This is a genomic window from Xenorhabdus bovienii (assembly GCF_024721015.1).
Classification (GTDB): Bacteria; Pseudomonadota; Gammaproteobacteria; order Enterobacterales; family Enterobacteriaceae; genus Xenorhabdus; species Xenorhabdus bovienii.
In genome coordinates this window covers 8,845-33,637 of the sequence record NZ_JANAIF010000017.1, presented here as the reverse complement: position 1 = coordinate 33,637, position 24,793 = coordinate 8,845, and the positions used below count along the sequence as shown (strand labels likewise).

2 protein-coding genes (1 of these 2 cut by a window edge) are annotated in these 24,793 nt (G+C 59.1%); both read left to right on the top strand.

All coding sequences use genetic code 11. From position 1 onward, the window contains the following. Nucleotides 1–18,164 carry the 3' portion of a non-ribosomal peptide synthase/polyketide synthase gene (locus tag NXS07_RS06680; protein WP_258086417.1) on the top strand. 10,795 nt of this gene lie to the left of the window's left edge, so the window shows 18,164 of its 28,959 coding nt (coding positions 10,796–28,959); its start codon lies off the left edge, out of view; its stop codon occupies nucleotides 18,162–18,164. Further along, complete coding sequence (locus NXS07_RS06675) at nucleotides 18,161–24,793, top strand: non-ribosomal peptide synthetase (RefSeq protein WP_438818379.1); 6,633 nt, start codon at nucleotides 18,161–18,163, stop codon at nucleotides 24,791–24,793. Before NXS07_RS06680 ends, NXS07_RS06675 begins: the two co-directional genes overlap by 4 nt.

The following is a 24,793-nucleotide window of genomic DNA, read 5'->3' as shown; positions in this document are numbered from 1 at the left end:
TTGAACAGGTGTGCCATAGTGCTCATTTCGATCTGACGTTATCGCTGACCGAAACTGAGGTCGGTCTGGTTGGTGATCTGGAATATTCTACCGACCTATTCGACTCTGCGACCATTGGGCGTATGGTCGGCTATTTGGAAAGTGTGCTGACGGCGATGGCTGCCGATGCGACACAAACTGTTGCGGGTCTACCGATGCTGTCGGCCTCAGAGCGGCGACTGTTGCTGACCGATTTCAATGCCACCCAAGCGGATTTCCCGCAGGACGCCTTGATCCACCAATTATTCGAAGCCCAAGCGGCACACTCCCCTGATGCCACCGCCGTGGTGTTTGAAGGTCAATCCCTGAGTTATCACGAGTTGAACCACCGCGCCAACCGCCTGGCTCATCATTTGATCGCGCTGGGTGTGCGCCCGGATGATCGGGTGGCGATTTGTGTCGAACGTAGCCCGGAACTGGTGATAGGCTTGCTCGCTATCCTCAAGGCTGGGGGCGCCTATGTGCCGCTCGATCCCACCTATCCGGCCGAACGGCTGGCCTATATGCTTGATGACGCCGCACCGGTGGCCCTGCTGACCCAGACAGCACAGGTCGACACGCTAGTCAGCCCCGTGCCTATAGTCATGCTCGATGCACTCGCGCCATCTCTGGCAGCGCAACCGACTCATAACCCGGATGCTCAGGCACTGGGGCTGACATCACGCCATCTGGCGTATGTCATCTACACCTCCGGCTCCACCGGACAGCCCAAAGGCGTGATGGTTGAGCATCGCGGCCTGAGCAACCTGATCGCCACTCAGCAGGACACTCTGGCGATCAATCCCAGCAGCCGTATCCTGCAATTTGCCTCAAACAGCTTCGACGCCGGTATCTGGGAATGCGGCATGGCACTTCTGGCGGGCGCCAGCCTCCATCTTGCTCAGAGAACTCACCTCCTGCCTGGCACTGCCCTGTTGGAGACGTTGGAGACTCATGCCATTACCCATGTGCTGCTGTCACCCACCGCGCTGGCGGCACTGGATTCAGTCCCTGAGACATTGCAGACCCTGATCGTGGGGGGTGAGGCCTGTCCACCTTCTCTGGTCAAACGCTGGGCTGTCGGCCGGCGTATGGTCAATGCCTATGGACCCACTGAAAGTACGGTCTGTGCGGCTATTTATCTGTGCGATAACCAAGAAGAAGGCGCACCGCCTATCGGCCGTCCGATCGCCAATACCCGGATCTATATTCTCGATACCTACGGCCAACCCGTTCCTCTCGGTGTGGCCGGAGAAATTCATATCGCCGGCGCCGGCACTGCCCGTGGCTACCTGAACCGACCCGAACTCACGGCCGAACGTTTCCCGGCCGACCCTTTTTCTTCCGATCCGGATGCCCGCATGTACAAGACCGGCGACCTCGGCCGCTGGCGTCCCAACGGCAATCTCGAATACCTCGGCCGCAATGACTTTCAGGTCAAACTGCGCGGCTTCCGTATTGAGCTTGGCGAAATCGAGACGCAACTGATGCAATGTGACGGTGTGCGCGAGGTGGTGGTGCTGGCACGCGAAGACGATCCCGGCCACCCGCGTCTGGTCGCTTATGTGCAGCCGCTGGACGGCATTGAACTGGTTCCCGCCGAGCTGCGTCAGCAGCTCGCCCGGCATCTTGCCGAGTACATGCTGCCCAGCGCCTTTATGACGCTCGACGCTTTCCCGCTCACCCCCAACGGCAAACTCGACCGCCAAGCGCTCCCCGCCCCCGACGCGTCCGCCGTAGTCGCACGCGGCTATGAAGCCCCGGTCGGTGAAGCGGAAACCATCCTGGCGCAAATCTGGCAAGACTTGCTGGGGCTGGAACGGGTCGGCCGTCACGACCACTTCTTTGAACTCGGCGGCCATTCACTGATGATCGTCAGTCTGATCGAGCGGCTACGCGGCTTCGGGCGGCGGCTTGAAGTTCGTAGTGTGTTCTCCGCCCCCGTTCTTGCTGAAATGGCGCAGTCCACCCAGGATAATACCAACGCCTTTGTCGTGCCGCCCAACCGTATCCCCGAAAATTGCACCGCCCTTACCCCCGACATGCTGTCCCTCGTCTCGCTGTCCCAAGCTGAGATTGAGACTATCATCGAGGCAACTCCCGGCGGAGCGAGCAATGTGCAGGATATCTACCCGCTAGCACCATTGCAGGAGGGTATCCTGTTCCATCACCTGTTGCAGACGCAAGGCGATACTTATCTGTTGCAGAGCCTGCTCGCCTTTGACAGCCGCGAGCATCTCGATACCTTCCTGGTTGCCCTGCAACAAGTCATCGACCGCCACGATATTCTGCGCACCGCTGCCTGTTGGCAGGGACTCGCGCAGCCGGTTCAGGTGGTCTGGCGTCAGGCGCCGCTGTATGTTAATCACTTTACGCCGGCCACGGCAGACAATGTCCCGGCTCAGCTATTAACTCACACCGATCCACGCCGGCATCGTCTCGACCTGAGCCGTGCGCCATTATTCGCTGCCGATATCGCCCACGATCCGGCACAGGATGAATGGCTGCTGGCACTGCGCTTCCACCATCTGGTCAGCGACCACATGACGCTGGAGTTGATTTTCGCTGAAATTGCCCAAGTTCAACAGGGGCATGCCGAGTCGCTGCCCGCCGCACTGCCCTACCGCAACTTTATCGCCCAGACCCTGAGTGTGCCGGCCGCAGTGCACGAGACCTACTTCCGTACCCAACTCGCTGACGTTGACACACCGACGGCGCCGTTTGGCGTGCTCACGATGCCGGGCGATAACGAATCCATCGCCGAAGCCCGTCTCCCGCTCCCCCCCGCTCTGGCAGAGGCCATCCGCGCTCAGGCGCGCCGTCTGCGGGTCAGTCCGGGTGTGCTGTTCCATGTGGCCTGGGCTCAGATGTTGGCACAGACCAGCGGCCATGACGATGTCGTCTTCGGCTCTGTGCTACTAGGTCGTCTACAGGGGGTCGCGGGCGCTGACCAAATATTGGGGATGTTTATCAATACCCTGCCGGTACGGGTTTCTCTGGCCGGCCGTAGTGTGCAGGAAGTGGTACAGACCACCTATCGCAATCTGACGGCCTTGCTGGAGCACGAGCAGGCACCGTTGGCGCTGGCACAACGTTGCAGCGGCGTGGCGCAATCACTACCACTGTTCAGTACCTTGCTTAATTACCGTCACAGCCAAACCAACGGGGCAGACGCCGTTGATATACCCCGAACAGGTATGCGTATCGTCGCCACAGGAGAGCGGACTAACTATCCGCTCACCCTGTCGGTGGATGATCTGGGAACCGGTTTCCATCTGACCGCGCTGACCGTGGCCGGGATCGATCCGGCTCGCGTAACCGCCTATCTAGTTACCGCCATCAGCGGCCTGGTCGATGCCCTGACCCGCGACCCACAACGATTGATCCGGGATGTACCGATCCTGCCGGACTCGGAGCGGCAACAACTGTTGGTGGAATTCAACGCGACTCAGGCTGATTTTCCGCAGGATGCGCTGATCCACCAATTGTTTGAGGCTCAGGCGGCGCACCATCCCGACGCCATCGCCGTGGTGTTTGAAGGTCAATCGCTGAGTTATCACGAACTGAACCACCGTGCTAACCGCCTGGCTCATCATCTGCTCGCCTTGGGTGTGCGTCCGGATGATCGGGTGGCGATTTGTGTCGAACGCAGCCCAGATCTGGTCGTGGGTCTGCTCGGTATTCTCAAGGCCGGCGGCGCCTATGTGCCGCTCGATCCGGCTTATCCGGCCGAGCGACTGACGTATATGCTTGACGATGCGGCACCGGTGGCCTTGCTGACCCAAACAGCATTGACCGACACACTGGCCAGCGCCATACCCACGATCGTACTCGACGGCTCAGAACCGCTCCTGATGACGCAACCGACTCACAATCCGGACGCGCAGGCACTGGGCCTGACGTCACGCCATCTGGCGTATGTCATCTACACCTCCGGCTCGACCGGGCTGCCCAAGGGGGTGATGGTCGAGCATCGCGGCCTGAGCAATCTGATCGCCACTCAGCAGGACACTCTGGCAATCAAGCCCAGCAGCCGTATCCTGCAATTTGCCTCAAACAGCTTCGACGCCGGTATCTGGGAATGCAGCATGGCACTTCTGGCCGGTGCCAGCCTCCATCTTGCCCAGCGAACTCACCTCCTGCCGGGTGCTGCCCTGTTGAATACGCTGGAGACCCATGCCATTACCCATGTGCTGCTGTCGCCAACCGCGTTGGCGGCACTGGATTCAGTACCAGTAACACTGCAAACCCTGATCGTAGGCGGTGAGGCCTGCTCACCCTCACTGGTCAAACGCTGGGCTACCGGTCGGCGTATGGTCAATGCCTATGGACCGACGGAAAGTACGGTCTGTGCAGCCATTTATCTGTGTGATAGCCAGGAAGAAGGGGCACCGCCTATCGGCCGTCCGATCGCCAACACTCAAATCTATCTCCTTGATTATGACAGCCAGCCCGTTCCTCTCGGTGTCGCCGGCGAAATCTATATTGCCGGCGCCGGTATCGCCCGTGGCTACCTGAACCGCCCTGAACTGACTGCCGAACGTTTCCTTGCTGATCCGTTCTCCTCAGTCCCGGACGCCCGCATGTATAAGACCGGCGACCTCGGCCGCTGGCGTTCCGACGGCAATCTTGAATACCTCGGCCGCAATGACTTTCAGGTTAAACTGCGTGGCTTCCGTATCGAACTGGGCGAAATTGAAGCGCGATTAATGCAATGCCCCGGCGTGCGCGAAGCCGTGGTACTGGCGCGCGAAGATGAATCCGGTCACAAGCGACTGATCGCCTATTTGCTGCCCCAGACCGGCATTGAACTGGTGTCGGCCGAACTACGTCAACAACTCGCTCAGTACCTCGCCGAGTATATGCTGCCCAGCGCCTTTATGGTGCTCGACGCCTTCCCGCTCACCCCCAACGGTAAACTTGACCGTCAGGCACTTCCTGCCCCCGACGCGTCCGCCGTGGTAACACGCGGCTATGAAGCCCCGCTCGGTGAAATAGAAATCGCGCTGGCTCAGATTTGGCAAGACTTGCTGAGACTGGAACAGATCGGCCGTCACGACCATTTCTTTGAACTCGGCGGCCATTCGCTGCTCGCCGTCCAACTGGTGGCACGCGTACGTCAGGATCTGGCGCGGGAGTTACCGCTACAGCAATTGTTTGACCTGCCTCTTCTGGTGGATTTGGCTCAGGCACTCAGCGGGACTTTGGCAACCGCTCAGGTCGTCATCCCCGCCGCCGATCGCAGTCGGTTGCTACCGTTATCTTTCGCCCAGCAGCGGCTGTGGTTCCTTGGTCAGCTCGATCCGGCCGCCAGTCTGGCCTACCATATCCCGGTAGCCCTGCGCCTCACCGGACAACTTGACCGCCACGCGCTGACCACCGCGCTCGATCGTCTGGTCGCTCGGCATGAAAGCCTGCGTACCCGCTTTGTCCTAGTCGAGGGCCAACCCTACCAGCATATCGATCCCGCTGACATCGGCTTTGCCCTGTCCTGTCAGGATCTGCGCCTGCTGGAACCCGCGGCACACACCAACCGTATCGCCGATCTCGCTGCCCGCGAAGCGCAGGCACCCTTTGACTTTATCCAAGGACCATTGATTCGCGGTCAACTGCTTCAATTGACAGATGAAGCGCATATGTTGCTGCTTACCCAGCACCACATCATCTCTGACGGCTGGTCCATCGGGGTGTTGGTGCATGAATTGGGCACCCTCTACCGCGCCGCTCTCGACGGCCACGGTGATCCCCTGCCGCCGCTGTCTCTCCAGTACGCCGACTATGCCATCTGGCAGCGCGACCGGCTGCAAGCAACGGCCCTCACTGAGCAGCGTGACTTCTGGTACGCTCAGCTCCAGAACGCCCCGGCCTTGCTGGTACTCCCCACCGACCGGCCACGCCCACCCGTGCAGACCTATGTCGGCGGCCGGGTGTCCTTCCAGCTCGATACCGCCTTGTTGACCTCACTCAAAGGGCTTGGACAACGCCATCACACCACTCTGTTTATGACTATGCTCACTGCCTGGAGCATCGTCCTCACCCGGCTCAGTGGTCAGGATGATATTGTTATCGGTACCCCGGTCGCCAACCGCCCACACTCAGAGTTGGAAAACCTGATCGGTTTCTTCGTCAATACTCTGGCCGTGCGCGTCACGCCGGGTAATGCGCCTCGTGTGGCCGATCTGCTCGCGCAGGTCCGTGAGCGGGCGCTTAACGCCTATGCCCATCAGGATTTGCCTTTTGAGCAGGTGGTGGAAGCGCTTCAGCCGGAACGCAGCCTGAGCTACAGCCCGGTCTTTCAGGTGATGCTGGTCTTAAACAACATGCCGGCTGAGAATCTCGTATTACCCGATCTGCAACTTTCTTGGGTTGAACAGGCACACCATAGTGCGCACTTCGACCTGACGTTGTCGCTGACTGAAACCGAGGCGGGTCTGGCGGGTGATCTGATCTATGCCGCCGATCTGTTCGACCCCGCGACCGTTGAGCGCATGGTCGGCTATCTGGAAAATGTGCTGGCGGCGATGGCAGCCGATGCGACACAAACTGTTGCGGGTCTACCGATGCTACCGGCCTCGGAGCGGCAACAGCTGCTGGTGAACTTCAACGCCACCCAAGCGGACTTCCCGCAGGACGCTTTGATTCACCAACTGTTCGAGGCTCAGGCGGCACACAGCCCTGACGCAACGGCCGTAGTATGTGGGGAGCAAGCGCTCAGCTATGGCGAACTGAACCGCCGCGCCAATCGCCTGGCTCATCATCTGCTCGCCCAAGGCGTACACCCGGACGATCGGGTGGCGATTTATCTGGAACGCAGCCCGGAGATGGTGGTGGGCCTGCTCGCTATTCTCAAAGCAGGCGGCGCTTATGTGCCGCTCGATCCGGCTTATCCGGCCGAACGGCTGGCGTATATACTCGATGACGCGGCTCCAGTGGTCTTATTCACCCAGACGACGTGGATCAACACACTGGCCAGCCCCGTGCTCACGGTGGTGCTCGACGCCCAAGACACGCCTCTAATAGCGCAACCGGATCATAATCCGGATACACAGGCACTGGGGCTGACGTCACGCCATCTGGCCTATGTGATCTATACCTCAGGCTCCACCGGACTGCCCAAAGGGGTGGCGATCACTCACCGCAATACCGTGAATTTCCTCACTTGGGCGCAACGGACTTTCAGCCCGGAGGAGTTGGCGCATACCCTTTTTGCCACCTCACTTAATTTTGATCTGGCGGTGTACGAATGCTTTACACCGCTGCTCTCTGGCGGCACGGTTCACCTTGTCCCCAATGTGCTGTCATTGCTTACGACAGAGCAGCCGGTCAGCCTGATCAACACGGTGCCGTCGGCCATCGCACACTTGATTGAATCTGACGCGATCCCCATGACCACCCAGACGGTCAATTTGGCTGGCGAGGCATTGAAACCGCACGTCATTGAGCATTTGTTTGCCCGTGAATCCATACAGAATGTGTGTAATCTGTATGGTCCCTCTGAGACGACGACCTATTCAACCTGGATACGGATGAGCCGGGCGGAGGGCTTTGTCAGTCATATCGGCCGCCCGATCGCCAATACCCAGATCTATATTCTCGACTCACTGGGTCATCCTGTTCCCCTCGGTGTGACCGGCGAAATTCATATCGCCGGCGCCGGCGTTGCCCGCGGCTACCTGAACCGCCCCGAACTGACCGCCGAACATTTCCTTGCCGATCCGTTCTCCGCCGATCCGGACGCTCGTATGTACAAGACCGGCGACCTCGGCCGCTGGCGCTCCGATGGTAATCTCGACTATCTCGGCCGCAATGACTTTCAGGTCAAACTGCGCGGCTTCCGCATTGAGCTGGGCGAAATCGAGGCGCAACTGATGCAATGTCACGGCGTGCGCGAGGCGGTGGTACTGGCACGCGAAGACGAGCCAGGGGAGAAGCGCCTGATTGCCTATCTGCGGCCTCTGGACGGCGTTGAACTGGTTCCCGCCGAACTGCGTCAGCAACTCGCCCGGCACCTCGCTGAGTACATGCTGCCCAGCGCCTTTATGACACTTGAGGCCTTCCCGCTCACCCCCAACGGCAAGCTCGACCGTCAGGCACTTCCTGCCCCCGACGCGTCCGCCGTGGTCGCACACGGCTACGAAACCCCGGTCGGTGAGGCGGAAGCCATTCTGGCGCAGATTTGGCAAGACCTGTTGGGGCTGGAGCAAATCGGCCGTCACGACCACTTCTTTGAACTCGGCGGCCATTCGCTGATGATCGTCAGTCTGATCGAGCGGCTACGCGGCTTCGGCTGGTGGCTTGACGTCCGTAGTGTGTTCGCCGCCCCCGTCCTCGCCGAAATGGCGCAGGCTATTCAGGGTGACGCCAGCGCCTTTGTGGTGCCACCCAACCGTATTCCCGAAAATTGCACTATCCTCACTCCCGACATGCTGTCTCTGGTCTCGCTGTCTCAGGCTGAGATCAATGCCATCGTCGAGGCAACTCCCGACGGAGCGAGCAATGTGCAGGATATTTATCCACTGGCACCGTTGCAGGAAGGTATCCTGTTCCATCACCTGTTGCAGACTCAAGGGGATACTTATCTGTTGCAGAGCCTGCTCGCCTTTAACAGCCGCGAGCATCTCGATACTTTCCTAACCGCCCTGCAACAGGTCATCGACCGCCACGATATCCTGCGCACGGCTGCCTGCTGGCAAGGTCTGGCGCAGCCGGTTCAGGTAGTCTGGCGTCAGGCGCCACTGTGTGTCAATCGCTTCACCCCGGCCACGGCGGATGATATCCCGGCTCAATTATCAGCACACACCGATCCGCGCCGGCATCGTCTCGACCTGAGCCGCGCGCCGCTGTTCGCCGCTGACATCGCCCACGATCCGGCACAGGATGAATGGCTGCTGGCTCTGCGCTTCCACCATCTGGTCAGCGACCATATGACGCTGGAACTGATTTTCGCTGAAATTGCCCAAATCCAGCAGGGGCAAGCCGAATCGCTGCCCGCCGCATTGCCCTATCGCAACTTTATCGCCCAGACCCTGAGCGTGCCGGCCGCAGTACATGAGGACTATTTCCGCGCCCAGCTTGCTGACATCGACGCACCGACGGCACCGTTCGGCGTACTCACGATACCGAGCGATAGCGAATCCATCACCGAAGCCGGTCTCTCGCTCACTCCCGCTCTGGCGGAGGCCATCCGTGCCGCAGCCCGTCTCATGGGCGTCAGTCCGGGCGTGCTGTTCCATGTGGCCTGGGCCCAAGTACTGGCACAGACCAGCGGTCACGACGATGTCGTCTTTGGCTCCGTGCTGCTGGGTCGCTTGCAAGGGGGCGCTGGTGCCGACCGAATACTGGGTATGTTTATCAATACCTTGCCAGTGCGAGTCTCTCTGGCTGGTCGCAGTGTACGGGAAGTAGTACAAGCCACCTACCGCGATTTGATGACGCTACTGGAGCACGAGCAGGCACCGTTGGCGCTGGCACAACGCTGTAGTGGCATGGCGCAGTCGATACCGCTGTTCAGTGCTTTGCTCAATTATCGTCACAGCCAGACCAGCGAGTCCGACGCGGTTGAGACGAGCCGGGCAGGTGTGCGCATCGTCGCCACAGAGGAGCGGACCAACTATCCGCTCATCCTGTCGGTCGATGATCTGGGAACCGGTTTCCATCTAACTGCTCAGGCCGTGGCCGGAATCAATCCGACCCGCGTCACCGCCTATCTGGTTACCGCCATCAGCGGTCTGGTCGATGCCCTGGTTCGCGACCCGCAACAGTTGATCCGAAATGTGCCCATCTTGCCGTCATTAGAGCGGCAACAACTGCTGGTGAACTTCAATGCGACTCAGGCGGACTTCCCACAGGATGCGCTGATCCACCAATTGTTCGAAGTTCAGGCGGCGCGTTATCCCGATGCTATCGCCGTGGTGTTTGAGGATCAGGGACTGAGCTATGGCGAGCTGAACCGCCGCGCCAATCGCCTGGCTCATCATCTGATCGCCCTGGGCGTGCGGCCGGATGATCGGGTGGCGATTTGTCTGGAACGCAGCTTAGAACTGGTGGTCGGCCTGCTCGGTATTCTCAAGTCAGGCGGTGCCTACGTGCCACTGGATCCAACCTATCCGGCCGAACGGCTGGCCTATATGCTCGATGACGCCGCACCGGTGGCCTTGCTGACCCAAACGATACAAGTCGATAAGTTGGCCCATTCCATCCCCACAGTGATACTCGACGGCCAGGAACCGGCTATGGCAGTACAACCGACCCACAATCCGGATGCTCAGGCACTGGGTCTGACGTCACGCCATCTGGCGTATGTGATCTACACCTCCGGCTCCACCGGATTACCCAAGGGGGTGATGGTCGAGCACCGCAATGTCCTGCGCCTGATTATCAATAATGGTTTTGCCGATATTGGCCCCGATGACTGTATTGCTCATTGCGCCAATGTTTCATTCGATGCGGCCACCTGGGAGGTGTGGACGGGCTTAGTGCATGGTGCACGTATCCTGTTGATCCCGGAAAAAACCTTACTACAACCCGACTATTTTGGTCAGCGCTTAGCATTGGAAGGCGTCAGTGCGCTTTTCCTCACAACTGCATTGTTCAATCAATACGCGAGTTTGATTGCCTCATCATTGTCGGGTTTACGTTATGTCCTTTTCGGCGGTGAACAGATCGATATCCGTCCTGCGATCCACCTTAGAGCTGATTATCCGCCACAGCATCTGCTGCATGTGTATGGTCCAACAGAGACCACCACCTTCGCCACCGCCTATGAAATTCCATTCACTGACAGCGAATGTAAGACAATTCCCATCGGCCACCCGATTGCTAATACCCAAATCTATATTCTGGATACACAAGGGCAGCCTGTTCCTCTCGGTGTCACCGGCGAAATTCATATCGCGGGTGCCGGTGTCGCCCGCGGCTACCTGAACCGCCCCAAACTCACCGCCGAGCGCTTCCTTACCGATCCGTTCTCTTCAGACCTTGACGCCCGTATGTACAAGACCGGTGACCTCGGCTACTGGCGACCCGACGGCAATATCGAATACCTCGGCCGCAATGATCTTCAGGTTAAACTGCGTGGCTTCCGTATCGAGCTCGGTGAAATCGAAGCCCGGCTAGTGCAATGTCACGGGGTACGCGAGGCGGTGGTTCTGGCGCGTGAAGACGAGCCGGGTCACAAGCGCCTGGTCGCCTATCTACTACCTCAGGCAGGCGTTGAACTGGTGCCGGCTGAACTGCGTCAGCAACTGGCCCGGCACATCGCTGAGTATATGCTGCCCAGCGCCTTTATGACGCTCGACGCTTTCCCGCTCACTCCCAACGGCAAAATCGACCGTCCGGCATTCCCGGTACCTGATCAGTCCGCCATCGTGATGCGCGGCTATGCCGACCCGATCGGCGAGACGGAAACCGCTCTGGCGCAGATCTGGCAAGACCTGCTGGGACTGGAGCAGGTCGGCCGTCACGACCATTTCTTTGAACTCGGCGGCCATTCGCTGCTTGCCGTCCAACTGGTGGCACGCGTGCGCCAAGATCTGGCGCGGGAGTTGCCTCTACAGCAACTGTTTGACCTGCCCATCCTGACGGATTTGGCTCAGGCACTCAGCGGAGCGGCGACAACCGCTCAGGTCGTTATTCCCGCAGCCGATCGCAACCGGCTGCTGCCGTTGTCTTTCGCCCAGCAGCGATTGTGGTTCCTGGGTCAGCTCGATCCCGCCGCCAGCCTGGCTTACCATATCCCGGTAGCGCTGCGCCTCACCGGCCAGCTTGACCGCCACGCGCTGACCACTGCACTCGAGCGCCTAATTACCCGGCATGAAAGCCTGCGCACCTGCTTTGTCCTGGTCGATGGCCAACCCTGCCAGCATATCGCTCCCGCCGACATCGACTTTGCCCTGCCCTATCAGGATCTCCGTCCGCTGGAACCCGCGGCGCACATTCACCGTATTGCCGAACTCGCCACCTTCGAAGCACAGACGCCCTTCGATTTTGCTCAGGGCCCACTGATCCGCGGTCAACTGCTGCAATTGACGGATGAAGCGCATTTGTTGCTGCTTACCCTGCATCACATTATCGCTGACGGCTGGTCCATCGGTGTACTGATGCACGAACTGGACGCCCTCTACCGCGCCGCTCTCGACGGCCACGGTGATCCGCTGCCGCCACTGCCCATTCAGTACGCCGACTATGCTGTTTGGCAGCGTAACTGGTTGCAGGGAACCGTCCTCACTGAGCAGCGCGATTTCTGGTGCGCCCAGCTTCAAGACGCCCCGGCCTTATTGACACTCCCCACCGATCGGCCACGCCCGTCGGTGCAGACCTATGCCGGCGGCCGGGTATCCTTCCAGCTCGATGCCACTTTGCTGACGTCGCTCAAGGGGCTAGGACAACGCCATAACACCACCCTGTTTATGACCATGTTAACCGCTTGGAACATCGTTCTCGCCCGGCTCAGTGGCCAGAATGATATCGTTATCGGCACTCCGGTCGCTAACCGCCCGCACCCGGAGTTGGAAAACCTGATCGGTTTCTTCGTCAATACCTTAGCCTTACGCGTCACACTCAGTGACACTACCCGTGTAGCCGAGCTGCTTGCGCAGGTTCGTGAGCGGGCGCTCGCCGCTTATGCCCATCAGGATCTGCCCTTTGAGCAGGTGGTGGAAGCGTTACAACCCGAACGCAACCTGAGCTACAGCCCGGTCTTCCAAGTCATGCTGGCCTTAAACAACACGCCGTCTCAAAACCTGATATTGCCCGGTCTCCAGCTTGTATCAATTGAACAGACACACCATAGCGCGCACTTCGACCTGACGTTGTCGCTGACTGAAACCGAGTCAGGTCTGGCGGGTGACTTAGAATATGCCGCCGACTTATTCGACTCTGCGACCGTTGAGCGCATGGTCGGCTATCTGGAGAATGTGCTGACGGCAATGGCCGCCGATGCGACGCAGACCATTGCAGGTCTGCCGATGCTGTCGGCCCCGGAACGGCAACAGCTGCTGGTGGACTTCAACACCACCCAGACGGACTTCCCGCAAAACGCGCTGATCCATCAACTGTTTGAGGCTCAGGCGGCACATCATCCCGATGCCACCGCCGTGGTGTTTGAGGATCAGGTGCTCAGCTATAGCGAACTGAACCACCGCGCCAATCGCCTGGCTCATCATTTGATCGCCTTGGGCGTACGTCCGGACGATCGGGTGGCAATTTGTCTGGAACGCAGTTTGGAATTGGTGGTGGGATTACTCGCTATCCTGAAGGCAGGCGGCGCCTATGTGCCGCTCGATCCGGCCTACCCGACCGAGCGACTGGCGTATATGCTCAATGATGCGACACCAGTAGCCTTACTCACTCAGGTGGCACAGGTCGATAGACTGGGCAGCACCGTGCCTACGGTCATCCTCGACGCCCAAGACGCGTTCCTGATGGCGCAACCGGATCATAATCCGGATACTCAGGCACTGGGGCTGAGGCTGACGTCACGTCATCTGGCGTATGTCATCTACACCTCCGGCTCCACCGGATTACCCAAAGGGGTGATGGTCGAGCACTGCAATGTCTTGCGCCTGATTATCAATAATGGTTTTGCCGACATTGGCTCCGATGACTGTATTGCCCATTGCGCCAATATTGCGTTTGACGCATCAACATGGGAAATCTGGTCTGCCCTACTGAACGGGGGACGTCTGCATGTGGTTTCACCCTCAGTACTACTCGATCCGGTACGTTTCTGCGATTCGCTGGTCAAGGGACAAGTTACCGCCCTCTGGTTGACGGCCGGTTTGTTCAACGAGTATCTCAGCGATCTCAAGCCCCTGTTTGGTCAATTACGCTACCTGCTCATCGGCGGCGATGTACTCGACCCGCGGAAGATACGACGTGCACAGTTGGCGGGATCTCAGCCGACACACCTGATTAACGGCTATGGTCCAACGGAAACCACCACATTTGCGGCAACCTACGCCATTGCCTCCCCCGTCGATGTGACTCGCTCCATTCCTATTGGCCGTCCGATCGCCAACACGCAGATCTATATTCTTGACCCACAGGGGCAGCCCATTCCTCTCGGCGTGGCCGGCGAGATCCATATTGCCGGTGCCGGGGTTGCCCGCGGCTACCTGAACCGTCCTGAACTGACTGCCGAACGCTTCCCTGCCGATCCGTTCTCCGCTGATCCAGATGCCCGCATGTACAGAACCGGCGACCTCGGCCGCTGGCGCCCCGACGGCAACATCGACTATCTCGGCCGCAATGATTTTCAGGTTAAACTACGCGGCTTCCGCATTGAGCTTGGCGAAATCGAAGCCCGACTCACGCAATGTCGCGGAGTGAGCGAAGCGGTGGTGCTGGCACGTGAAGACGAACCGGGCCAAAAGCGCCTGATCGCCTATGTGCTGCCACAGACCGGCATTGAACTGGTTCCCGCCGAACTGCGTCAGCAACTTGCCCGGCACCTCGCCGAGTATATGTTGCCCAGTGCCTTTATGGTGCTTGATGCTTTCCCGCTCACCCTCAATGGCAAACTTGACCGTCAGGCACTCCCCGCCCCTGATTCATCCGCTGTGATCACACGCGGCTATGAAGCTCCAGTCGGCGAGGCGGAAACCGCTCTGGCGCAGATCTGGCAAGACCTGTTGGGGCTGGAGCGGGTCGGCCGTTACGACCACTTCTTTGAACTCGGCGGCCACTCGCTGATGATCGTCAGTCTGATCGAACGGCTACGTGACCTTGATTGGCGACTCGATGTCCGCAGTGTGTTCGCCGCCCCCGTCCTTGCCGAAATGGCACAGGCTATTCAGGACGACTCCGACACCTTTGTCGTACCGCCTAACCGTATTCCTAAGGGCTGCACTGCCCTCACCCCCGACATGCTGCCCTTGGTCTCCCTGTCTCAGGCCGAAATTGAGTCCATCGTCGGGACGATCCCCGGTGGGGCGAGCAACGTGCAGGATATCTATCCACTGGCGCCGTTGCAGGAGGGTATCCTGTTCCATCACCTGCTACAGGCACAAGGCGATACCTATCTGTTGCAGAGTCTGATTGCTTTCGACACCCGCGAACGTCTTGATACCTTCCTGGCTGCCCTGCAACAGGTTATCGACCGCCACGATATCCTGCGTACCGCTGCCTACTGGCAAGATCTCACACAACCGGTTCAGGTGGTCTGGCGTCAGGCGCCGCTGGGGATCAATCTCTTCACCCCGGCTACGGCGGACGACGTTCCAGCCCAGTTACGCGCCCACACTGATCCGCATCTGCACCGCCTCAACCTGAATCGTGCACCGCTGTTCGCCGCCGATATCGCCCACGATCCGGCACAGGATGAATGGCTGCTGGCTCTGCGCTTCCACCATCTGGTCAGCGACCATATGACGCTGGAACTGATTTTCACTGAGATTGCCCAAATCCAGCAGGGGCATGCCGAGTCGCTGCCCGCCGCACTGCCCTACCGCAATTTTATCGCCCAGACCCTGAACGTGCCGGCGACAGCACATGAGGCCTATTTCCGTACCCAGCTCGCTGATGTCGATGCGCCGACGGCGCCGTTTGGCGTGCTCACGATGCCAGGCGATAGCCAGCCTGTTGCCGAAGCCCGTCTCCCGCTCGCTCCCGCCTTGGCGGAGACCATCCGCGTCCAGGCCCGGCGTCTGGGGGTCAGTCCGAGCGTGCTGTTCCATGTGGCCTGGGCTCAAGTGCTGGCTCAGACCAGCGGCCGCGATGACGTGGTCTTTGGCTCCGTGCTGCTGGGTCGCTTGCAAGGGGTCGCGGGCGCTGATCGCATACTGGGGATGTTTATTAATACCCTGCCAATGCGGGTTTCTCTGGCCGACCGCAGCGTACAGGAAGTGGTTCAGGCCACCTATCGCAGTCTGACGGCGCTGCTGGAGCACGAGCAGGCACCGTTAGCGCTGGCACAACGCTGTAGTGGCGTAGCCCAGCCGATGCCGCTGTTCAGTGCCTTGCTTAATTACCGTCATAGTCAAATCGACAAGGCCGACGCAATTGACACGGCCTGGGCAGGCATGCGCATCGTGGCAATCGAAGAGCGGACCAACTATCCGCTCACCCTGTCGGTGGATGATCTGGGGATCGGTTTCCATTTGACCGCCCAGACCGTGGCCGGAATCGATCCGGTTCGCGTAACCGCTTATCTGGCCACCGCCATCAACGGTCTGGTCGATGCCCTGGTTCGCGACCCGCAACAGCCAATCCTGCAAGTCTCCATCCTGCCAGCCTCTGAGCGGCAACAAATTGTGGTTGATTTTAACGCCACCCAGGCAGACTTCCCGCAGGACGCGCTGATCCACCAGCTGTTCGAAGCTCAGGCGGCGCACAATCCCGCCGCCACCGCCGTGGTATGCGGGGAACAAGCGCTCAGTTATGGCGAACTGAACTGCCGCGCCAATCGTCTGGCTCATCATCTGATTGCGCTGGGGCTACGGCCGGACGATCGGGTGGCAATTTGTCTGGAACGCAGCCCAGAGATGATGGTCGGTTTATTGGGTATCCTCAAGGCGGGCGGCACCTATGTGCCACTCGATCCGGCTTATCCGACCGAACGACTGGCATATATAATTGATGACGCCGCACCGGTGGCCTTGCTGACCCAGACGATGTGGGTTGACAGACTGATCAGTCCCGTACTCACTGTAGTGCTCGACGGCCAGGAATCGGCTATAGCAGCACGGCCAACCCACAATCCGGAACCGCAGAAGCTGGGGTTAGCGTCACACCATCTGGCCTATGTGATCTACACTTCCGGCTCGACCGGCTTGCCCAAAGGGGTGGCGATCGCCCACCGTAATACCGTGAACTTCCTCACTTGGGCGCAGCGGACTTTCAGCCCGGAGGAATTGGCACATACCCTTTTTGCTACCTCGCTTAATTTTGATTTGGCGGTGTACGAATGTTTTGCGCCGCTGCTCTCCGGCGGCACAGTTCATCTCGTTCCTGATGTGCTGTCGCTGGTCACCACCGAGCAGCCGGTCAGCCTGCTCAACACGGTGCCGTCAGCCATCGTACACTTGATCGAAGCCAAGGCGGTTCCCATAACCACCCGGACGGTCAATCTGGCCGGTGAAGCATTGAAACCGCACGTCGTTGAACATTTGTTTGCCCACACATCCGTACAGGATGTGTGCAATCTGTATGGTCCTTCTGAGACAACGACTTATTCGACCTGGATACGGATGAACCGGGCGGAGGGCTTTGTCAGCCATATCGGCCGCCCGATCGCCAACACGCAGATCTATATTCTCAACTCGCTGGGTCAGCCCGCTCCTCTTGGTGTGGCCGGCGAAATCCATATCGCCGGTGCCGGTGTTGCCCGCGGCTACCTGAACCGACCTGAACTGACTGCCGAACGTTTCCTCGCCGACCCGTTCTCCTCCGATCCGGATGCCCGCATGTACAAGACCGGCGACCTCGGCTGCTGGTGTCCCGACGGCAACATCGACTATCTCGGCCGCAATGATTTTCAGATCAAACTGCGCGGCTTCCGTATCGAACTCGGTGAGATCGAGACCCAACTGATGCAATGTCACGGCGTGCGCGAAGCAATAGTTCTGACACGTGAAGACGAACCGGGCCACAAGCGTCTAATCGCCTATGTGCGGCCTCAGGACGGTGTTGAACTGGTTCCCGCTGAACTACGCCAACAGCTCGCCCAGCATCTCGCTGAGTACATGCTACCCAGCGCCTTTATGACGCTCGACGCCTTCCCGCTGACCCCCAACGGCAAACTCGACCGTCAGGCGCTCCCTGCCCCTGACGCGTCCGCCGTGGTGACGCGCGACTATGAATCCCCACAGGGAAGAGTAGAAACGGCCCTGGCGCAGATCTGGCAAGACCTGCTGGAGCTGGTACGCATCGGCCGTCACGACCACTTCTTTGAACTCGGCGGCCACTCACTGATGGTCGTGCAATTGATAACACGTATAAAAGCCAAATTCCTGGTCGATATCCCCCTCACTTCGTTGTTCCTTTCCCCCAAATTAGCGGAACAGGCCAACATCATCTTTTCAGCGCAAATGAATGCGGTCGGGGAAAACGATATTGAATCGATACAAAACTCGCTTGATTTAATGTCAACAGAAGAATTGCTGGCAATGTTAGACGGGGACAATAACCGCGGAGATAATAACCAATGACAAGGATTAACATGAATCTCGATGACCTGAAACGGGCCGTTCTAGAGAAGAAAATTGAAGAACAATTGAAAGCCCGCGGAGGTCAGCAGCAACGGCCATTGATTGAACAGGTGAGTCGACATCAGCCTCTGCCGTTGTCCTTCGCTCAGCAGCGGTTGTGGTTCCTCAGCCAACTCGATCCGGCTGCCAGCCTAGCCTACCATATGTCGGTGGTACTGCGTCTCACGGGTCAACTTGACCGCGATGCCCTGACCACCGCCCTCGATCGCCTGGTCGCCCGGCATGAGAGCCTGCGTACCCGCTTCGTGCTAGTCGAAGGCCAGCCCTGCCAGCACATCGATCCCGCTGACGTCAATTTTGCCCTGTCCTGCCAGGACCTGCGTCCGCTGAACCCGGCAATGCACACTACCCGTATCGCCGAGCTCTCCGCCCTCGAAGCACTGACACCCTTCGACTTTGTCCGGGGCCCGCTGATCCGCGGTCAACTGCTGCAACTGACAGACGAATCACATATGTTGCTGCTTACCCAGCACCACATCATCGCTGATGCCTGGTCCGTCGGTGTACTGGTACACGAACTGGGCGCCCTCTACCGCGCCGCCCTCAACGGCCACGGCGATCCTTTACCACCGCTACCCATTCAGTACGCCGACTATGCCGTCTGGCAGCGCGATGGGTTACAGGAGGCCGTCCTCACTGAACAGCGTGACTTCTGGTGTAGCCAACTTCAGAACGCCCCAGCCTTACTGACACTCCCAACCGACCGGCCACGCCCATCGGTACAAACCTATGTTGGCGATCAGGTGTCCTTCCAGCTCGATACCACCTTACTGGCATCGCTTAAGGAACTCGGACAGCGCCATCACACCACTTTGTTTATGACCGTACTGACCGCCTGGAGCATCGTCCTCGCCCGGCTCAGTGGTCAGGATGACATTGTTATCGGTACTCCGGTCGCTAACCGCCCACACCAAGAGTTAGAAAGCCTGATCGGTTTCTTCGTCAATACTCTGGCCCTGCGCGTCACGCCGGGTGAGGCGCCCCGTGTGGCCGATCTGCTCGCACAGGTTCGTGAGCGTGCACTCGCGGCCTATGCCCATCAAGATCTGCCCTTCGAACAGGTAGTAGAAGCGCTACAGCCCGAACGCAGCCTGAGCTACAGCCCGGTCTTCCAGGTGATGCTGACCTTAAACAACACGCCTGCCCAAGATCTGGCGTTACCTGGCCTACAGCTCTCTCCGGTTGAACAGGCGCGTTATAGCGCCCACTTCGATCTGACGTTATCGCTGACCGAAAACGAAACGGGTCTTACCGGTGATCTGGAATATGCCTCGGACTTGTTCGATCCAACGACCATCGAACGCATGGTAGAGTACTTTAAGCAGGTGCTGACGGCGATGGCCGCCGATGCGGCACAAGCCATCGCACGTCTGCCAATCCTGCCGGCTTCGGAGCGGCAACAGTTGCTGGTAGACTTCAACGCCACCCAGACGGACTTCCCGCAGGACGCCCTGATCCATCAATTGTTCGAAGCTCAGGCGACACACCGTCCCAATGCCACCGCTGTCGTGTTTGAAGATCAGACACTCAGCTATGGCGAACTGAACCGCCGTGCCAATCGCCTGGCCCATCATCTGATCGCCTTAGGTGTACGCCCGGACGATCGGGTGGCAATTTGTCTGGAACGCAGCCCGGAGATGGTCGTCGGCCTGCTGGCTGTCCTCAAGGCTGGCGGCGCCTATGTGCCGCTCGATCCGGCCTATCCGGCCGAGCGGCTGGCCTATATGCTTGATGATGCGGCACCGGTGGCTTTGCTGACCCTGACGGCACAGGTCGATAGACTAACCAGCCCCGTAACCACGGTAGTTCTCGATGCCCAAGAATCATCCCTGGCGACACAACCGACCCACAATCCGGACGCTCAGACTCTGGGGCTGACGTCACGCCATCTGGCCTATGTCATCTACACCTCCGGCTCCACCGGATTACCCAAGGGGGTGATGGTCGAGCACCGCAATGTCCTGCGCCTGATTATCAATAATGGTTTTGCCGATATTAGCCCCGATGACTGTATTGCCCATTGCGCAAACGTCTCATTCGATGCGGCCACCTGGGAGGTATGGGCGGGATTAGTGCATGGCGCACGTATCCTGTTGATCCCGGAAAAAACCTTATTACAACCTGATTATTTTGGTCAGCGTTTATCATCGGAAGGCGTCAGTGCGCTCTTCCTCACAACCGCGTTGTTCAATCAATACGCGAGTTTAATCGCGTCGTCATTGTCGGGTTTACGTTATGTCCTTTTCGGCGGTGAACAGGCCGATATCCGTCCCGCGATCCGCCTTAGAGCCGATTACCCGCCACAGCACCTGCTACATGTGTACGGGCCAACGGAAACCACCACCTTTGCCACGGCCTATGAAATCCCACTGACTGAAGGCGAAGAGAGGAAAATCCCTATCGGCCATCCGATTGCCAACACCCGGATCTATATTCTGGATACCCAAGGCCAGCCCGTTCCTCTCGGTGTCGCGGGAGAAATCCATATTGCCGGTGCGGGTGTTGCTCGTGGCTATCTGAACCGCCCCGAACTGACTGCCGAGCGCTTCCCTGCCGATCCGTTCTCCGCCGATCCGGATGCCCGCATGTACAAGACTGGCGACCTCGGGCGCTGGCTTCCTGACGGCAATATCGAGTATCTCAGCCGCAATGATTTCCAGGTTAAATTGCGTGGCTTCCGTATTGAGCTGGGCGAGATCGAAGCCCGATTGGTGCAATGTCACGGCGTACGCGAGGCCGTGGTTCTCACCCGCGAAGACGAACCGGGTCACAAGCGTCTGGTCGCCTATCTGCGGCCGCTGGACGGTGTTGAACTGGTTCCCGCCGAACTGCGTCAGCAGCTTGCCCGGCATCTTGCCGAGTACATGCTGCCCAGCGCCTTTATGATGCTCGACGCCTTCCCGCTCACCCCCAACGGCAAACTTGACCGTCAGGCGCTTCCCGCTCCCGACTCATCCGCCGTGGTGGCGCGTGGCTATGAAGCCCCGGTCGGCGAGGTAGAAGCCGCCTTAACCCAGATTTGGCAAGACCTGTTAGGACTGACGCAGGTCGGCCGTCACGATCACTTCTTTGAACTCGGTGGCCATTCGCTGATGATCGTCAGTTTGATCGAGCGGCTACGCAGCTTCGGCTGGCGACTCGACGTCCGCAGCGTGTTCGCCGCGCCCGTCCTTGCTGAACTGGCACAAACCATACTGGCACATCAGGATGACATTGGAGCCTTCGTGGTGCCACCTAACCGTATTCCCGAAGGCTGCACCAACCTCACCCCCGACATGCTGTCGCTCATCTCACTGTCCCAGACCGAGATTGATATCCTCGTCGGCGCTATCCCCGGCGGAGCGAGTAATGTGCAGGATATCTATCCGCTGGCGCCGTTGCAGGAAGGTATCCTGTTCCATCACCTGATGCAGGCACAAGGCGATACTTATCTGTTGCAGAGCCTGCTTGCCTTCGACAGCCGCGAACGTCTCGATACTTTCCTTGCCGCCCTGCAACAGGTCATCGACCGTCACGATATCCTGCGCACCGCTGCCTGCTGGCAGGGATTATCGCAGCCGGTTCAGGTGGTCTGGCGTCAGGCACCGCTGTATGTCAAACTCTTCACTCCAGCCACGGCGGACGACGTTCCGGCTCAGTTATTGGCCCACACCGATCCGCGCCGGCATCGTCTCGACCTGAACCGTGCACCGCTGTTCGCCGCCGACATCGCCCACGATCCGGCTCAGAATGAATGGCTGCTGGTTCTGCGTTTCCACCATCTGGTCAGCGACCATATGACGCTGGAGCTTATCTTTGCCGAGATTGCCCAAATACTACAGGGGCAGGCCGAGACACTCCCCACAGCACTGCCTTACCGCGACTTTATCGCCCAGACCCTGAATGTGCCGGCCGCAGTGCACGAAACCTACTTTAGCGCTCAACTCGCCGATGTCGACGCCCCCACCGCACCGTTCGGTATGCTCACGATACCGGACGATAATGAATCCATCGCCGAAGCCCGTCTCCCGCTCACCCCCGACCTGGCGGGAGCCGTCCGCACCCAAGCCCGTCGTCTGGGGGTCAGTCCGAGTGTGCTGTTCCATGTGGCCTGGGCTCAGGTGCTGGCACAAACTAGCGGCCGCGACGACGTGATCTTTGGTTCCGTGCTGCTGGGTCGCCTGCAAGGAAGCGCTGGCGCCGACCGAGTACTGGGCATGTTCATCAATACCCTGCCGATACGAGTCTCTCTGGCCAGTCGCAACGTGCAGGAAGTGGTGCAGGCCACCTACCACAATTTAATGACGCTGCTGGAACATGAACAGGCTCCGTTAACACTGGCACAGCGCTGTAGTGGCGTGGCCCAGCCGATGCCACTGTTCAGTGCCCTGCTCAATTACCGTCACAGCCAAATTGGCGAAGCAAAGGCGGTTGACACAACTTGGGCAGGCATGCGCATCATCGCGACAAAGGAACGAACCAACTATCCGCTCACCCTCTCGGTGGATGATCTGGGAACTGGTTTCTATCTGACCGCTCAGGCCGTGGCCGGGATCGATCCGGCTCGCGTCACCGTCTATCTGGTTAATGCTATCCGCGGTCTGGTCGATGCCCTGGCTTACGACCCGCAACAGTTGATTCTGGATGTGCCGCTTCTGCCACCGGCAGAGCGGCAACAACTGCTGGTGGACTTTAACGCCACCGAGACGGACTTCCCGCAGGACGCCCTGATCCACCAGCTGTTCGAGGCTCAGGCAGCGATCCGGCCAGCCGCAACAGCCATAGTGTACGAAGACCAGACGATGAGCTATGACGAACTGAACCGCCGCGCCAATCGTCTGGCTCATCATCTGATCGCCCTGGGCGTACGGCCGGATGATCGGGTGGCAATTTGTCTGGAACGCAGCCCGGAGATGGTAGTCGGCTTACTCGCTATCCTCAAGGCGGGCGGTGCCTATGTGCCGCTCGATCCGACCTATCCGGCCGAGCGGTTAGCTTATATGCTCGATGACGCGGCACCGGTGGCCTTGCTGACCCAAACAGCATGGGTCGACAAGCTAATCAGCCCCGTGCCGGCGGTAGTACTCGACACCCAAGAATCATCTCTGGCGGCACAGCCAGACTACAACCCGGACGCTCAGGCTCTGGGGCTGACGTCACGCCATCTGGCGTATGTCATCTACACCTCCGGCTCCACCGGATTACCCAAGGGGGTGATGGTCGAGCACCGCAATGTCCTGCGCCTGATTATCAATAATGGCTTTGCCGATATTGGCCCCGATGACTGTATTGCCCATTGCGCCAACGTCTCATTTGATGCAGCCACCTGGGAGGTGTGGGCGGGGTTAGTGCATGGCGCACGTATCCTGTTGATCCCGGAAAAGACCTTATTACAACCCGACTATTTTGGGCAGCGATTAACATCGGAAGGCGTCAGTGCGCTCTTCCTCACAACTGCGTTGTTCAATCAATACGCGAGTTTGATCGCCTCATCATTGTCGGGTTTACGTTATGTCCTTTTCGGCGGTGAACAGGCCGATATCCGTCCTGCGATCAGTCTTAGAACCGATTACCCGCCAGAGCATCTGCTGCATGTGTATGGGCCAACGGAAACCACCACCTTCGCTACAGCTTATGAAATCCCGCTGACTGAAAGCGAATATAGAAAAATCCCTATCGGCCACCCGATTGCCAACACCCGGATTTATATCCTGGATACCCAAGGCCAGCCGGTTCCTCTCGGTGTCACTGGCGAAATTCATATCGCGGGTGCCGGCGTCGCCCGCGGTTACCTGAACCGCCCCGAACTGACTGCCGAATGTTTCCTCACCGATCCCCTTGTCGCCGATCCGGGCGCCCGCATGTACAAAACCGGCGACCTCGGCCGCTGGCTTCCCGACGGCAATCTCGAATATCTCGGCCGCAATGACTTTCAGGTCAAACTGCGTGGCTTCCGCATTGAACTCGGCGAGATCGAAGCCCGATTGGTGCAATGTCACGGGGTACGTGAGGCAGTGATTCTGGTACGCGAAGACGAACTGGATCACAAGCGTCTGGTCGCCTATGTACGGCCTCTGGACGGCGTTGAACTGGTGCCGGCCGAACTGCGTCAGCAGCTCGCCCAACACCTTGCCGAGTATATGCTGCCCAGCGCCTTTATGGTGCTCGACGCTTTCCCGCTCACCCCCAACGGCAAACTTAACCGTCAGGCGCTCCCCGCCCCCGACGCGTCCGCCGTGGTAGCCAGTGGCTACGAAGCCCCGCTCGGTGAGGAGGAAACCACTCTGGCTCGGATCTGGCAAGACCTGCTGGGGCTGGAACGAGTCGGCCGTCACGACCACTTCTTTGAACTCGGCGGTCACTCGCTGATGGCCGTGCAATTGACAACGCGCATACAAACCGAATTTCTGGTCGATATCCCTATCGCCTCGTTGTTTCTTTCCCCCAAATTGGCAGAACAGGCCAACATCATTTTTTCAGCGCAAATGGATGCGATAGGGGAAAACGATATTGAATCGATACAAAACTCACTTGATTTAATGTCAACAGAAGAACTGATGGCAATTTTAGGCGGAGACAGTAATCAATGA